Genomic DNA, 14,472 nt, shown 5'->3' on the forward strand with positions numbered 1-14,472 from the left:
TAACACGCAAGCCAACGTAATGCTTACACATGCGCAAGCTTGCGTGACCCGTCTTCCTTCTATTCACTCAGTATTTTCTGAATGCCTGCCTCCATATTGTTCATGGCATCAGCCGGAGTCATTTTATTGACCCATACTTCATTCAAAAATTTAAAGGCGACCTCTTCACGGATTTGGGCAGTTTTGGTTGATTTTTTGCTGAACTTAACGACACTAGCTACCTCAGAATAATCGCTGCGGTAAGGCATATCCTTAAATTCCTGTTTTTCCAATACGGACGGTTTGGAAGGAATATGGCCGGCTTTGGCCCATACCTGACCATTATCTGCAACCCAATCGGCGAAAATCATCGCCGCTTTACGTTTTGCTTCGTCTTCATCCTGAGTCAAAGGCAGAATAATCGTGTGAGAGTCTCCCCATGTTGCTTCCTGATCATAAAATTTAGGTATCGGCATCGCACCAAACTCAAAATCTTTGGTGGATTCCCATGTTCCTGTCGTCCAGACACCCGTCATGGTCATTGCGGCTGTCCCGCTTTGGAAATTTTTATAAAAATCCGGATCATTTTTTTTGATGTAGCCTTCGGTATACAACTTCTGGATATAGTCGGCTGCTTGGATCCCCTTTTCTTTATCAATCGCCGCAGATTTCAGATCGTCCGATATGACATCATTTCCACCCAATTGCGAATACAATGACCACCATAGACGGAAAGGATCATCATTGTTATTGGATAATGCAAATGGAGTAACCTTGGCTGGCAACTTTTCTTTTAATGTTTTAAGGAAACTTACAAAACCATCAGCCGATTGTTCCAGTACGGGCTTTCCGTCTTCGCCGAGCAGACCAGCTTCTTTCAGCAGCTTTTTGTTGTAAAACATGATAAAAGCATGTGTATCAATAGGTACTGCATAATGCTGATCGTCTACTGTAACCGCACTCAAAAGATTTTGATTGTAGGAATTCCAATCTACGCCTGCATCTGCAGCGGGTGTATCGAGTTCAGTGACTACCCCCTGATCAATCAAATCGGGCAGCCTAGAGGAATGGGATATGCCGATGTCCGGTCCGTTGCCGTTACCAACCGCGGTGACAAGTTTGGTATAATACTCGCCCCAGGCAAGCTTGGTATTTTTCACTTCGATGTCCGGATGGGTTTTGTTGAATTCATCAACTAATGCTTGCATGTTTGCCCCATCGCCACCATCGAACAATGTCCAGAAGGACAAGCTCACTTTCCCTTCACTTGCGGCATCACCGTCGGCACCACCACTGTTTCCACTGCATGCACTTAAAATCATAGACACAGAGAGAAGTAATGTTAGTGCCAACAAGCCCACTCTTCTTTTCATGCGAGCATCCCCTTTATTCTAATATTATAGATACAAACGATATACTTGATTTATTACATTATTATTGTATCTATAGTGGGATTATAGCCACCCAACCTCTTGATGTCAACGCTTTCAATTATATTTATTGTAATTATTCAATCAAAAAAAGCCTTAGTTACAATTTATCCGCAACTAAAGCTTTCTCTTCAATCCACATCAGGATTCATTACGTAATTTATGGTCATTTTGATGTTTTGATCGTGATCTCCAAATTCTCTGCCAAACAGGTTCATCCCACCTTGGTGAACAGCATCTGGTTTGATGCCCACCCGCAAGCGCAATTTGTGACTATCCAGGAGGTTTAGTTGATTTAATGTAACAGAGGAAACCTTCTCCATATCAAGCGAAGTCTTCTCTTTGTCTACTCGCCAGGTCTTTAGCAAACCATATTGGGTTGACCACTCATACCACCAGGCTGGATTAAGATTTCCCCTTCTGTCACCAAAGTCCCCAGGACATGTCCACATGCCAATCTCCACGCCATTAATCCATACCGAAATATCGGAAGGCCAATTGTGATCGTAGTTAGGTGCCTCAGAACACATTTCCATAGATACTTCAAGCGATTCAATCCTTGCTCCGGGCGGTAATTCCAGTGGCATCAAATATTCAACATATCCTTTTCGAAACCACATGATCTGAGCTCCAATATGCTTTGGGTGAAAGAAACTCGCAGGTTCATCCTCACGTATAATCATTCCATCCGCATTGGCCAGGCCGCAGGTTGGGGATACCTCGCAATCGCTATAATGACCTATGGGCATGTCCACCTCATAGACTTGAACACCTCCTCTGGGACCCGCCTTCTCCAAATTCAGTGCAATGTGTATATCATCATAATTACGACTGCATACTTTCATCGCGCCGCGAGAAGCCGGCAGCAGCTCTGTATTAATTAATCTTGCAGCCTCCAAAATCTTGATATTGTTGGCTACGGTGGATACTGGAAGTTTAAGAGCTTCAGCAATCTCCACGATATTTAGGTTTTTGGAATTAAGGAGGCGGAGGATATCTACCCGGGAACGTGTAGATAAGGCATGGGTAACCGTTACCAGCTTGTCCGGGTCATCAAAACTAAGCTCAAGCATTGCGTAATCCACCTCATTCTAAGATTGTATTTCAATAATTTTACTTGTATGTTACCAAAGAGTCAAACTTGCTGTATTAAACCTTTTATTTTGTATTAAATGATTCACTCTGATAACCCACGCAACGCAAAAACACCTCAAAAACGGTCCTCCATCTCATACAATACGGAAGGTTTTTTGAGGTGTTTGACTTGCCGAACGATTCGGGGACAGTTCACTTAAGTAATTCTGCCCGTTTGTTAGATCGTTTTTTTATTGACTTTACTGCTTTTGGATTTTTGGGGTTTGAAATTACTGTTTTGTGCTTTCCCCTGCTTGGTAAACCATTCAGACTTGGGTTTGCGCGCGGGGTTCTTCTTAGCCTTGGCCGGTTTATTGGTCATGGAATTGTCGGTTGCAGCCTTCGATCCCTTACTGTTTTTTACAAACACAGGAGCACTCGTCATCGGATAAGGATGATCTTTGACTTCGGGAATGCTCTTCTTGATTACCTTCTCAATATCCTTGAGGAACGGCATTTCTTCCTTATCGCAAAAAGAGATTGCCATACCGCTATGCCCTGCTCTGCCTGTGCGGCCGATTCGATGTACATAGGTCTCTGGAATATTAGGCAGGTTAAAGTTGATGACATGCGAGAGCTCTTCCACGTCAATTCCTCTTGCCGCAATATCTGTCGCTACCAGCACCCTTGTGACTCCGCTTTTGAAATTGTTCAGCGCTTTTTGTCGATCATTCTGAGACTTGTCACCATGAATGGCTTGAGCAGTCACATTTACTTTGGTCAACTCACGTGTAACACGGTCAGCGCCGCGCTTCGTGCGGGTGAACACCAGTGCCGAAACAATGGATTTATCCTGCAGAATATGATTCAACAGATGTTGTTTCTTGCCATTCTCCAATAAATACACAGACTGTTCAATTCGGTCTACCGTAGAAGACACCGGTGTAATTTCAACTTTCACGGGATCAACGAGTAACGTTTTAACCATTTTTGTAATTTCCGGAGGCATCGTAGCTGAGAAGAAAAGGGTTTGTTTCTTGCTCGGCATCTTGGAGATGATTCGCTTCACATCATGAATAAAGCCCATATCCAGCATCCGGTCAGCTTCATCTAATACCAAAATCTCAATGGATTTCAAATCAATCCGTTTTTGGTTAACCAGATCCATCAATCTGCCTGGCGTGGCGATAATAATATCTGCACCCTGGCTCAGCGCTCGCTCCTGCGCCTTCTGTGAAACACCACCAACGATAGCAGCGCAGCGAATATCCGTGTATCGGCTATAAATCTTAATGTTATCCGCAATCTGGATAGCCAGCTCTCGGGTTGGACTTAAAATCAAGGAGCGAATACGGCGTCCTTGTCTTGGACCACCTGACTTTTCGCTTAATAATTGAATGATCGGCACCGAAAATGCTGCCGTCTTCCCTGTTCCTGTTTGCGCGCACCCAAGCAAGTCTCTGCCTGCCAATACGGCTGGGATTGCTTGTTCCTGAATAGGTGTAGGGTTCGTATAGTTCGCTTTGTTCAATCCTTCTAAGATTGGGGGTATAATATTCAAGTCTTTAAAGTTCATTGAGTCTCCTTCATGACGTCCATATCTATTTGATGTGTCTTGTTATCACACGTAACGAATAAGGATACCATTAAAAAGACGATCTGTATATTATCTTTTAATCCCAATGTCAGCTCACCAGTTTCAACCCAACCGCAGATCCAAGCACCATCGCAATAAACAATATTCGAAGTGCGTTTCGGGATTCCCCATAGAAAATCATGCCAAGAATCGCTCCTCCGGAAGCACCTATTCCTGTCCACACGGCATACGCCGTCCCCATGGGCAGTGTTTTCATAGACAGAGACAGCAGCCAGAAGCTTAATCCAAAACCTGTAACTAAGAGCAGGATGGATAGAACATTACGTTCTTTGTTCCATTTATTAATCATCAATACACCCAGCATCTCGAATAGGCCTGCCATAATAAGAAATACCCAGTTCATGAATGATGCGCCTCCTTCGTTTTCTGCTTGCTTACCATTTTCAGTCCGATTACTCCGAGCAATAACACACCAATGAGTATCATTTTTCCAGCCTGGACAGCAGCCCCGAATAACAGAATCTCAGCCAGTACCGCGCCAGCCGTTCCCAATCCAACAAATACGGCGTATACCGTTCCGACATCTAGTGTACGGGAAGCCGCAATCATCAGGGAAAAGCTAACACCAATGGCGATCACCGTTGCTCCCCATTCCAACAGACCACTCGCATGCTTTAAACCAATCACCCAGCTCACTTCAAAAAGGGCTGCAATCACAACAGACCACCAGGTTTTGTTCATTTTGACCTACTCCTTTTGGTATCCAATTTCATACAACAACGTTTAGGTTTTGTCTTCGAAAGCAAAACAAAAAAGCCCGGGAAACAAACTGCATTCAAGCAGTTTATCTCCCAGGCTTTTATCCCTCCGTGGCATAACCAACAGGTTATGAGCTTTCTCTCGGACCAGGCCGATCATATCGCGGAACCCTAGAAAGCATGTCGTATGATTTTATGTAACCTATTATACACACTTCTCCCCTTGGGGCAAGTCTTTTAGGATTTGATCACAATTCCCATTAATCCGACGAAGGTCGCCGCTTGATAGGGTGAAATAACGCAGCCGTTCAGATCTTCCATGTTCACTACGAGCGAGTCAAATTCGCAATTGCTAAGATCCAAGCCCTTTAATTTCGTACCTGTCATGAATGCCTGATCGATATTACAATGGTCCAGCAGCATTTTTTGTAATGCTAGATAGGCAAAGTCAGCACTAATTAATGAACATTCAGCAAAAGCGACTTGTTTAAGGTTGGCAAATCTAAAATTGGAGTAGTCCCCCACACTCTGAGCAAATTGAACGTTTTGCATCCTGCTGGTGGAAAAATCCGTGCCGACAAATTTGCAGTTGGTCCATGCGGTCCGGTGCATGATAGCACCTGAGAAATTGACGTTGGAGAAATCACAATTTTCAAAAACAACATCCGTAAATTCAAATTGCTCCAGCGAGGAATCAGAGATCATCACATTTCTGAAAATGACATTCTCGAAGGATACTTTGAGCGCTTCCTGGTAATCGAGTGAGATATGTTCAATGAGTTGATTCCGGTACTCAGTTTTGGACTCCAAAACCTGGATGGTCTCTATGGTCATCGATTGTTCCTGAATTTTCGGGCTATCTATTTTCATGTGTTCATGGTAACTCCGTTTAAGACCAACTGTCAATCGGATCACTACTTTGCTTCCAATTCACGTTATTTCCAATCAAAAAAGGACGACTTATGTAGTCGCCCTTGATCAGAAAATCGGAACTAATCTTCCTTCTTATACAATGTTTAAGCCAGTACTTCAGCAAGTTCCCGGGTTTCACTTGATTCATGCATTAATCGGGCGATATCACGAGCCAGCGCATCCACATTATCCTGCTCAGTCGCCCAACTGGTGCAAAAACGGACTGCACTATGTGTGGCGTCTACCTTCTCCCAGAAGGTGAACGTGTATTGGCTGCGTAATTTCTCAAGCAAAACATCAGGCAAGATTGGAAACTGCTGATTGGTTGGTGATTCGTACAGGAACCGAATATGTTGTTCTTCAAGCGAATCGTGAATTCGCATGGCCATATCGATGGCATGTCGTGAAATTTCGAGATACAATCCGTCTTCAAACAACGTTTCAAACTGAATGCCCAGCAATCTGCCTTTTGCGAGCAGACCGCCCTTCTGCTTGATCATGTAACGGAAATCACGCTTCAATGCATCATTCAGGATGACTACAGCTTCCCCCATCAGGGCACCAATCTTGGTTCCTCCGATATAGAACACATCAGATAGACGGGCGAGATCAGCAAGGGTCATGTCACAATCTGGGGATGCTAGTGCGTAGCCGAGCCTTGCCCCATCCACAAATAACGGGAGTCCGCATTTCTTACTTGTCTCAAATAATGACTGCAATTCGGCCTTACTATACATCGTACCGTTCTCTGTTGGCTGGGATATGTAAACCATTCCTGGCTGTACGCAGTGCTCAGGAGAAGACTCACTCCTATGCGCTTCATAGACTGCTCTCACTTGGTCAGCTGTGATCTTCCCGTCTTCGCTGGGAACGGTAAGTACTTTATGGCCAGTCGCTTCTATTGCCCCCGTTTCGTGAACAGCGATGTGTCCTGAAGTAGCCGCAACGACTCCTTGATAGGGACGCAGTATGGATGCAATGACCGTTGTGTTGGTTTGAGTGCCTCCGACCAGAAAATGCACATCAGCCTGCTCGTTGTCACACGCCTGACGAATAAGAGCTCTCGCCCGATCACAGTGGGGATCTGTGCCATAACCGCTCGTTTGTTCCATATTGGTCTCGATCAGTCTTTGCAGAATGCGTTCATGCGCACCTTCGTTATAATCACATTCGAATCGTATCATCGTGTTGTCTCTCCTGCTTTCTTCGTTAACTTCTCTTGTATGTTCATCATGGAAGCATAGACCTCTTGGATCTCATCCTCATTCAAATCCTGCATTAATTTCAATATTTGCTGGTCAGACCGATCGTTTAATTCAGCGTAGAGTTCCTTACCTTTATCCGTCAGGCGAATAAGACTGACCCGGCTGTCAGCTTCCGAATTCACTTTGATGAGCAGGCCTTCCTTGGACAGCTTGTTCACGATCCGGCTCATATAACTGCGATCGATGGTCAGTGTATCCACCAGATTGTTGGCAATACTTTCTCCACGAATACCAATTTCAATGATGACCCTTACCTCGGCAAACGAATACCCCGTACCAAGGATGTGCTTATCCAATACGCCAAGAATATTGGTATAAAAACGGTTAAAACGCCGCATGTCAGCCAGAATATCAGAATGTATATGCTGAGAGTCGATGTGAAGCCCTCCCTTTTAGTGGACATTGTCAACATTATAATAAGTTGATTAGTGGACGTTGTCAACATAATGATTGCTCTATGACAAAAAGCCACAACCCATCCACCTCTCGGCATTGGACTGTGACTTAACTTCAAAATTCTCCCAATCTATTCAGTTTAAAGGCAGCCCTAGGGCGGTATCTACATTCTGCATATTGAATTGCAGCTGTTGCTTGGTATCCCATGGATGATACCATCCACGTTCAAGCATATACGTCACAATGCGTTCATGAGCAAGAATTGCTTCATCCAACTGACGAACCAATACCGCTTTGATTTCTGGAGTACCCGCATCCGTGACGGCCATCGCATAATTCCTCACTGCACTTTTGGAAGTAATCAAAAAATCCATTGCGATGACTTGGTCTGTCAGGGATTGCACACCCATCAAATGCTCAATGATTGGATTCATGTCATCATCTCCTGCTGTTCGGCCTTTTTCATAATCTCCTTCAGCTCCTGGACGGCTTCTACCGATTGCTGCACTTCCTGCCTCAATATGTCCTTCAGCTCCGGATCTGACACGAGCAGCACCATGATATTGGATTTAGTTAAATTAACAGTTCTGAAAGCAGCCATCTCCTGGACTTCAAAAGTTTCATGGAGCGCATATTTCATGTTGATTCACGCTTCCTTTCCAAATAGCTTATGGTTTGAGAACCACCTTAATACAGTGATCCTGCCTTGTATCGAATATTTCATATCCCTTTTTGGCATCACTTAACGGAATCACATGGGTAACCACATCACGTGGATTCACTTTCCCTGTATCAATCAGTTCATACATATAAGGCATATAATGAATGACCGGAGCCTGACCTGTACGAAGGTTAATGTTTCTCTGAAAAATATCCCCAAGCGGAAATCCGTTATATTTCCCTCCATATACTCCAGTTACCTGAATGGTTCCTCCTTTGCGAACAGCTTGGGATGCAATCAGGAATCCACCCAAAGCTCCACCATGCAGCTTAAGTCCGGAGGCCAGAGACTCCAGTGGGGTCATTTTCCCGCTCATGCCAGAGCAGTCGATTACAATGTCTGCGCCGCCTTTGGTTAACTCCTTGATATGGTCTCCCGCGCCAGGAATCGTTCCAGAGTTAACGATCTCGACTTGATTGGTTTGTTTGGCGTGCTGTAAACGGTAGTCCAGGTAGTCAACTGCGATCACTCGTTTTGCTCCCTTGAACCAAGCAAATTTTTGAGCTAGTAAACCAACCGGACCGCATCCAACAACGACTACGGTGTCCCCGTCCTTCACTCCCGCATTGTCTACGCTCCAGAAAGCAGTCGTCATCGCATCCGATATCAGGCATAATGACTCGTCTTCCTGTTCACAGCTTTCGGGAATTTTGAAATGTGTAAAGTTGGCAAAAGGTACTCTCAAGTACTCTGCTTGCCCTCCTGCATAACCCCCAGTGGTTCCTGAATAACCGAAGAATCCACCCATTTCTCCATGTTCGTTCGATTGGTCACATTGACTCTCCAGATGATTTTGACAATAAAAACACTGGCCGCACGCGATATTGAAAGGAATAATGACTCGATCTCCCTTTTTCAAATTCGTCACATCAGGCCCTACTTCTTCAACAACACCCATCGGTTCATGCCCGATGACATAGTCTTCCTGCAAATTGGGAATCATGCCATGGATCAGATGCAGATCCGATCCGCAAATAGCTGTCGTGGTGAGCCTGATGATCGCATCATCCCGCTTTTCAATTTTGGGATCAGGTACATCCTTAACAACGACATTTTTGATACCTTGGTAGGTCACTGCCTTCATGCCTTGTCTCCTCCAATGTGCTCATCCGGCGTACGATCAAATAAACCTTTTCGACGGGTATCATCCGGAAAAATCTGCTGCTTGGCAATTTCGACGGTTTGATTCGCAGACAATTGATCCAATTGGTATTGCTCCTGCAGCTCATAAGGATGGAACCACTTCTTACGAATCATTAGCTCCGAAATTTCCTGATGAAGTTCAATACCCTGATGAAGCTGCTGTTTTAGTACTGCTCTGGCATCTGCAGAAACCGTTTCAGTTAGAGCGATCGCTATATTGCGAACCCCTTCTTTGGCACGGATCAAAAAATCCATCGCAAACGTCATATCTGCCATTTCAGGCATATGAAGAGCATTGGCTGGATCCAATGCATCCATCTTCGCGGGATGAATTGCTTCCTGTTTCAAGTGGATCACCTCAGTTTAGTATTGGCGTTGGTCTGTGAGCAGGAACTGCCGTTTCAAAAGGGGCCTTTTTATAAATAGCCTGCAAATCAAGCAGCGCCTGCATGGACTGCGTGACGTCCTTTTGCATCAAGTTTTTCAAGTCCTGATCGAAAACAAGACCCTGCATCAGCTTGGACTTTGCCAGGCAGAGCGTTTTGAAATTAATAACTTCATGCAAATCCAAAGATTCATGTCCGGCCAAGTGTTCCGGTGGGTTGGTCATTTCGTCACCTCCGTTTTTCATGAATATGTTGTCCCCATCCCCCGTTTATATTCTATTTAAGGGTAAGAATCACACTTTATACCGTTCACGTACAGGATGTGGATACGAATCCACTTATTCAGTCAAAAAAGATGAACAGCAAAAAACCGCGCAAATTGCGCGGTTCAGACTCAAAAACCTTTTCTATGAATGACTGTACTGCACCTGATGAAGTCGGCTGTAGATCCCACCAGCAGCGACCAGCTCATCATGATTCCCCTGCTCGGCAATGCCATCCGCGTTCACAACCATGATACGGTCGGCATTCTTGATGGTTGTCAGGCGGTGTGCAATGACCAGCGTAGTTCTGCCCACAGACAGTTCTGCGAGAGATTTCTGAATTAAAGCTTCCGTTTCTGTATCCAGAGCCGATGTAGCTTCGTCAAGGATCAGAATCGGTGGATTTTTCAGGAACATGCGGGCGATGGACAAACGCTGCTTCTGCCCTCCTGATAGCTTAACCCCGCGTTCACCGATGATCGTATCGATGCCATCCGGCAATGTGAGAAGTAATTCCTCCAGCGATGCCCGGCGGGCAGCATCCCAGATTTGCTCATCTGTTGCCGTGAGATCCCCATAGGCGATATTCTCCTTGATGGTTCCCGAGAACAGGAATACATCCTGCTGAACGATACCAATATGCTTGCGAAGGGATTGCAGCTGCACATCCCGAATATCAACGCCATCTACTGTGATTCTTCCCTCTTCCACTTCGTAGAACCTTGGGAGCAGACTGCAGATGGTTGTTTTTCCTGCACCGGAAGGTCCAACGAAGGCAACGGTTTCTCCCGGTTTAATAGACAGACTGATATTATTCAGTATACGGCGGCTGGATTCATAACCAAATGATACATTCTCGAAACGGATATCCCCCCGAACATGTTTCAGCTCAACTGCGTTTTTGGCATCCGCAATTTCAGGCTCCGTATCAATAATTTCGAGGTAGCGTTTGAAGCCGGCAATTCCCTTCGGATAGCTCTCGATGACTGCGTTGATTTTCTCGATCGGACGAAAGAAGATGTTGGAGAGCAGCAGGAATGCCATGAAATCACCCATATCGATTTTACCGTCAATAAAGAACCATGCACCACTAATCATCACAAATACAGTGACCAGTCTCATCATCATATAGCTGACCGAGATGCTCTTGGCCATCGTTTTATAAGCAAGCAGTTTGGTTTGACGAAAGTTTTCATTGTCGACGGAAAATAGTTTTTTCTCATGCTCTTCATTCGCAAAGGATTGAACGACACGAATTCCGCCTACGTTATCTTCGATCCGGGAATTGAAATTACCCACGTTGCCGAATAGACGCCGATAAGTTTTGGTCATGCGTCCACCAAACACGATTATGACCCAGGCCATGATCGGTATGATAATAAATGTAATCAATGCGAGCTCCAGATTAATATTTGCCATGAGCCAGAATGAACCAATCAGTGTCATAACGGCGATGAAGACATCCTCCGGTCCATGGTGAGCAACCTCTCCGATATCATTCAGATCATTTGTCAAATGACCAATCAGATGGCCCGTTTTTCGATTATCAAAGAAACGGAAGGATAACTTCTGCAAGTGAGCGAACATCTTCTCACGCATGTTGGTCTCAATGTTGATACCGAGCATGTGACCCCAATATGTAACAACATAATTCAAGGCTGTATTAAGTGCATAGATCGACAACAATACAACACAAGCCAGGATAATGAGCGGCCAGTCCTGACCTGGCAGTAATTCATTAATAAATTTGCTCACGGCCAGTGGAAATGCCAGTTCCAGCAGACCTGCGATAACTGCACATCCGAAATCAATGACAAACAGTTTCTTGTAAGGCCGATAATACGAAAAGAAACGACGAATCATTCTTATTCACTCTCCAAATCCTTATTAGGGCTTTCTTGTTCATCCTGCAGCTCGAAGAGATGAATATACTCATCGATGACCTGGTCAATGGCTTTCAGTTCACCACTAATCATGGGACGAATATGCTCATATTCCGCTTGACCCAGCTGTCTGGCCAAAGTCGTTCTTCGATTTTGCATTTGCTCCAGAAAAACCAGAATGCGGCCACGCCGGAACGTTTGCGCTCCGTTCCCCCGCTTACCGTGATGTTCACCATGTCCTCTGCCCCTTCTGGACCGTTCACCACGCTGCTCTTCTTCTCCGCGTCCACGTCCTGAACGCATATTTTGACGTTCTGCAGACTCACTAGCGTATTGTTCTCTCATTTCAAGAACACCTCCACATCGTATACATTTGTATACGAATTAATATGTATACGATTGTATACACAAAAAAGTAACCTGTCAACCGTTATTTTCCAATTATGTGAACACTCCTTTTTTCCAATAAGAAAAAACTGCGATGTTGTCGCAGCTTCTCTTCATGCTATATAACCGATGTTCATCAATGACCTACTTATGATTGATTTTCTGCAGGGTTGATCGGCAAGGTGATGACAAAGGTTGTTCCTTGACCCGGATAGCTCTCCACCTGAATGTCTCCTTGATGAAGTGAAACAATCTGTTTGACGATGGCGAGTCCCATCCCACTACCCTCGTATTTTCTGCTGTGGGAACGATCCGCCTTGAAAAAGCGCTCGAAAATACGCTTCTGATCTTCAGGGTCGATTCCGATTCCATTATCGGATATTCGAATTATTACATCCGAGAGATTCCGCTTGATGCTCACGCCAATGATGCCACCATCTTCAGTAAACTTGATACCATTGCCTATAATATTCATCCAGACCTGGTCCAGTTGATCATGATCCGCTGTTACTTTGATCAGTTCAAGATCCAACTCAAAAGCGATGTTTCGGACAGTCCACTGCGGCTGCAGTGCTACAATTACGCGCCGGATCTGTTCATCCAGACTACGTGTGACAGATCGCAATGGCTGAGAATCGGACTCAAGCAAACTCAGCTTCAGCAAGCTGTCACTCATTTTGGACATCCGCTTTGCTTCAGCAATAATGATATCCAGATAGCGGCTTCGTTCATGCTCTGCAAGATTGACCTGCTTGAGCGCTTGAGCATAACCGGATATGGAAGTCAGCGGCGACTGAACCTCATGCGATACATTCGTTACAAATTCTCTGCGCATTTGTTCAAGCTGCTGCAGATCATGTGTCATCTCCTCAAAACTTCGAGCTAAGGTTCCAAGCTCTCCCGTCTGCTTGATATTCAGCCTGACATTGAAATCACCTGAGGCCAGACGCTTGGTTGCTTTGGTAAGTTTGTTAATCGGTTTCACCACGTATATGGAAGCAATCAGAATCAACAAACTCCCTATGACCAAAGAATATATCAGGAAAGTGGATATCCATCTTACGTTGAAAGAAGTGTACGGTGATAAGAGCGGCTGTATAAATAACGCTTTCGCCCCCGCTTCCGTCATGAACGGCAATCCGACAAAACCTGTAGATTCGTTGGACGAATCAGCACGAACGATCTCCCCATTCAGTACCTTCTTTACTTGATCCGATGACACCCGAGCAGAAGCCTGGTCACCCAGTGTTCCATAGGAATGGACCTCAGTATTATCCTCGTCGTAAATGCGGATATGATAGGAGTTGAGCTGCTTCATCCCTCCCACAAATTTGTCTGCTTCATGCAATGGAATAGTTTCATAGATACGCACGATATCCTGTCCGAAACTCAATAATTCTTCCTGGACATTCTCATTCATATTCCCCCTGAATACCAAAAAGGTAATCACGAAAGCGATGATTGTACCCGCGATGACGGAAATTAAAAAGGTTAGTACCACACGGATATACAGAGATCTGATCATTCACTAACCTCAAGCCGATAACCAAGGCCGCGCACCGTTTCAATTCGAAAATCAGTTGAAGCGACAAACCTTTCTCTCAAACGTTTAATATGTACGTCTATCGTTCGATCATCTCCAGCGTAATCAATTCCCCAAATCTGATCAATTAACTGCTCGCGCGTATATACTTGTCCTGGTGTACCAGCTAGCTTGTACAGCAATTCGAATTCTTTGAGCGGCAGCGCAAGAGATTCCGTGCCCATAGTGACTTTATAGGTTTGTTTATTCAGAATAAGATTCCCGAGCTGAATCGTTTGTGTAGAGCCAATCTTGTAACGCTTCAGCAGCGCTCTGACCCGAACCGTCAATTCCATGGGGTCGAACGGTTTGGTCAGATAATCATCGGTTCCCAGTTCAAAACCCTTTACTTTCTCCCACGTTTCACCTCGTGCAGTCAACATAAGCAAGGGAAGGTCGGGACTTGCCCTGCGCAGCTCCTTGCATAATGTCCATCCATCCATAATCGGCATCATAATATCAAGCACAACCAGATCGACAGGTGTCGAGGCATACACCGCCAGGGCCTGCTTGCCATCTGCAGCTTCTACCGTTGTGAAACCGTCATTTTTCAGAAATAAACAGACAAGTTCGCGAATGTTCGCATCATCGTCAGCAACAAGTATTGTCGGCATGTGCTTCTCCTTTTCCTTCAATGCATTCTAAGTAGTCTCAACTATTATACTATTAATTTTCCTGGTTGACCCTCTGTGGATG

Annotated in this window: 17 protein-coding genes and 1 riboswitch; all 17 genes read right to left on the reverse strand. The window is 44.9% G+C overall.

What is annotated here, in order from left to right; genetic code table 11:
• Positions 1-59: 59 nt before the first annotated feature.
• Positions 60-1,352: an ABC transporter substrate-binding protein gene (locus CHI14_RS05170; protein WP_095287341.1), complete on the reverse strand. Its 1,293-nt coding sequence runs from the start codon at positions 1,350-1,352 to the stop codon at positions 60-62.
• A gap of 188 nt (positions 1,353-1,540) precedes the next feature.
• The gene (locus CHI14_RS05175; RefSeq protein WP_095287342.1) at positions 1,541-2,482 is read right to left on the reverse strand and encodes an ArsR/SmtB family transcription factor; all 942 of its coding nucleotides are present in this window, start codon (positions 2,480-2,482) and stop codon (positions 1,541-1,543) included.
• 239 nt (positions 2,483-2,721) lie between these two features.
• Positions 2,722-4,059 (reverse strand): DEAD/DEAH box helicase, encoded by a 1,338-nt coding sequence (locus tag CHI14_RS05180; protein ID WP_095287343.1) that lies wholly within the window; start codon positions 4,057-4,059, stop codon positions 2,722-2,724.
• A 109-nt stretch (positions 4,060-4,168) separates the two neighbouring features.
• The gene (locus CHI14_RS05185; protein ID WP_095287344.1) at positions 4,169-4,483 is read right to left on the reverse strand and encodes a DMT family transporter; all 315 of its coding nucleotides are present in this window, start codon (positions 4,481-4,483) and stop codon (positions 4,169-4,171) included.
• Positions 4,480-4,821: a DMT family transporter gene (locus tag CHI14_RS05190; protein WP_095287345.1), complete on the reverse strand. Its 342-nt coding sequence runs from the start codon at positions 4,819-4,821 to the stop codon at positions 4,480-4,482. The genes CHI14_RS05185 and CHI14_RS05190 overlap by 4 nt, the downstream gene beginning before the upstream one ends.
• A gap of 105 nt (positions 4,822-4,926) precedes the next feature.
• Positions 4,927-5,024: riboswitch (guanidine-I (ykkC/yxkD leader) on the reverse strand.
• Between the two features lie 51 nt (positions 5,025-5,075).
• Positions 5,076-5,708: a pentapeptide repeat-containing protein gene (locus tag CHI14_RS05195; protein ID WP_095287346.1), complete on the reverse strand. Its 633-nt coding sequence runs from the start codon at positions 5,706-5,708 to the stop codon at positions 5,076-5,078.
• 146 nt (positions 5,709-5,854) lie between these two features.
• Complete coding sequence (locus tag CHI14_RS05200; protein WP_095287347.1) at positions 5,855-6,934, reverse strand: threonine aldolase family protein; 1,080 nt, start codon at positions 6,932-6,934, stop codon at positions 5,855-5,857.
• Positions 6,931-7,353 carry a MarR family winged helix-turn-helix transcriptional regulator gene (locus CHI14_RS05205; protein ID WP_095287348.1) on the reverse strand — a complete coding sequence of 141 codons (423 nt, stop codon included), beginning with the start codon at positions 7,351-7,353 and terminating at the stop codon, positions 6,931-6,933. The genes CHI14_RS05200 and CHI14_RS05205 overlap by 4 nt, the downstream gene beginning before the upstream one ends.
• A 192-nt stretch (positions 7,354-7,545) precedes the next feature.
• A complete protein-coding gene (locus CHI14_RS05210) occupies positions 7,546-7,845 on the reverse strand; it encodes a spore coat protein (RefSeq protein ID WP_095287349.1) in 300 nt (99 codons plus the stop codon).
• Positions 7,842-8,051, reverse strand: a complete 210-nt coding sequence (locus tag CHI14_RS05215) for a hypothetical protein (protein ID WP_095287350.1) — start codon at positions 8,049-8,051, stop codon at positions 7,842-7,844. Before CHI14_RS05215 ends, CHI14_RS05210 begins: the two co-directional genes overlap by 4 nt.
• Positions 8,052-8,079: 28 nt before the next feature.
• On the reverse strand, positions 8,080-9,216 hold the full coding sequence (locus CHI14_RS05220) for a zinc-dependent alcohol dehydrogenase (RefSeq protein ID WP_095287351.1): 1,137 nt from the start codon (positions 9,214-9,216) through the stop codon (positions 8,080-8,082).
• Positions 9,213-9,593 (reverse strand): spore coat protein, encoded by a 381-nt coding sequence (locus CHI14_RS05225; RefSeq protein ID WP_095287756.1) that lies wholly within the window; start codon positions 9,591-9,593, stop codon positions 9,213-9,215. The genes CHI14_RS05220 and CHI14_RS05225 overlap by 4 nt, the downstream gene beginning before the upstream one ends.
• Before the next feature lie 40 nt (positions 9,594-9,633).
• Entirely contained in the window at positions 9,634-9,906 is a 273-nt protein-coding gene (locus CHI14_RS05230; RefSeq protein WP_249281004.1) for a spore gernimation protein GerQ, read from the reverse strand.
• Between the two features lie 162 nt (positions 9,907-10,068).
• Positions 10,069-11,787 (reverse strand): ABC transporter ATP-binding protein, encoded by a 1,719-nt coding sequence (locus CHI14_RS05235; RefSeq protein ID WP_095287353.1) that lies wholly within the window; start codon positions 11,785-11,787, stop codon positions 10,069-10,071.
• Positions 11,788-11,789: 2 nt separating this feature from the next.
• The gene (locus tag CHI14_RS05240; RefSeq protein WP_212676977.1) at positions 11,790-12,152 is read right to left on the reverse strand and encodes a hypothetical protein; all 363 of its coding nucleotides are present in this window, start codon (positions 12,150-12,152) and stop codon (positions 11,790-11,792) included.
• 190 nt (positions 12,153-12,342) lie between these two features.
• Positions 12,343-13,719: a sensor histidine kinase gene (locus tag CHI14_RS05245; protein ID WP_095287354.1), complete on the reverse strand. Its 1,377-nt coding sequence runs from the start codon at positions 13,717-13,719 to the stop codon at positions 12,343-12,345.
• Positions 13,716-14,390 (reverse strand): response regulator transcription factor, encoded by a 675-nt coding sequence (locus CHI14_RS05250; RefSeq protein ID WP_095287355.1) that lies wholly within the window; start codon positions 14,388-14,390, stop codon positions 13,716-13,718. Before CHI14_RS05250 ends, CHI14_RS05245 begins: the two co-directional genes overlap by 4 nt.
• Positions 14,391-14,472 lie beyond the last annotated feature (82 nt).

The sequence above is a fragment of the Paenibacillus sp. 7516 genome, assembly GCF_002272715.1.
In the GTDB taxonomy this organism is placed as follows: domain Bacteria; phylum Bacillota; class Bacilli; order Paenibacillales; family Paenibacillaceae; genus Paenibacillus; species Paenibacillus illinoisensis_A.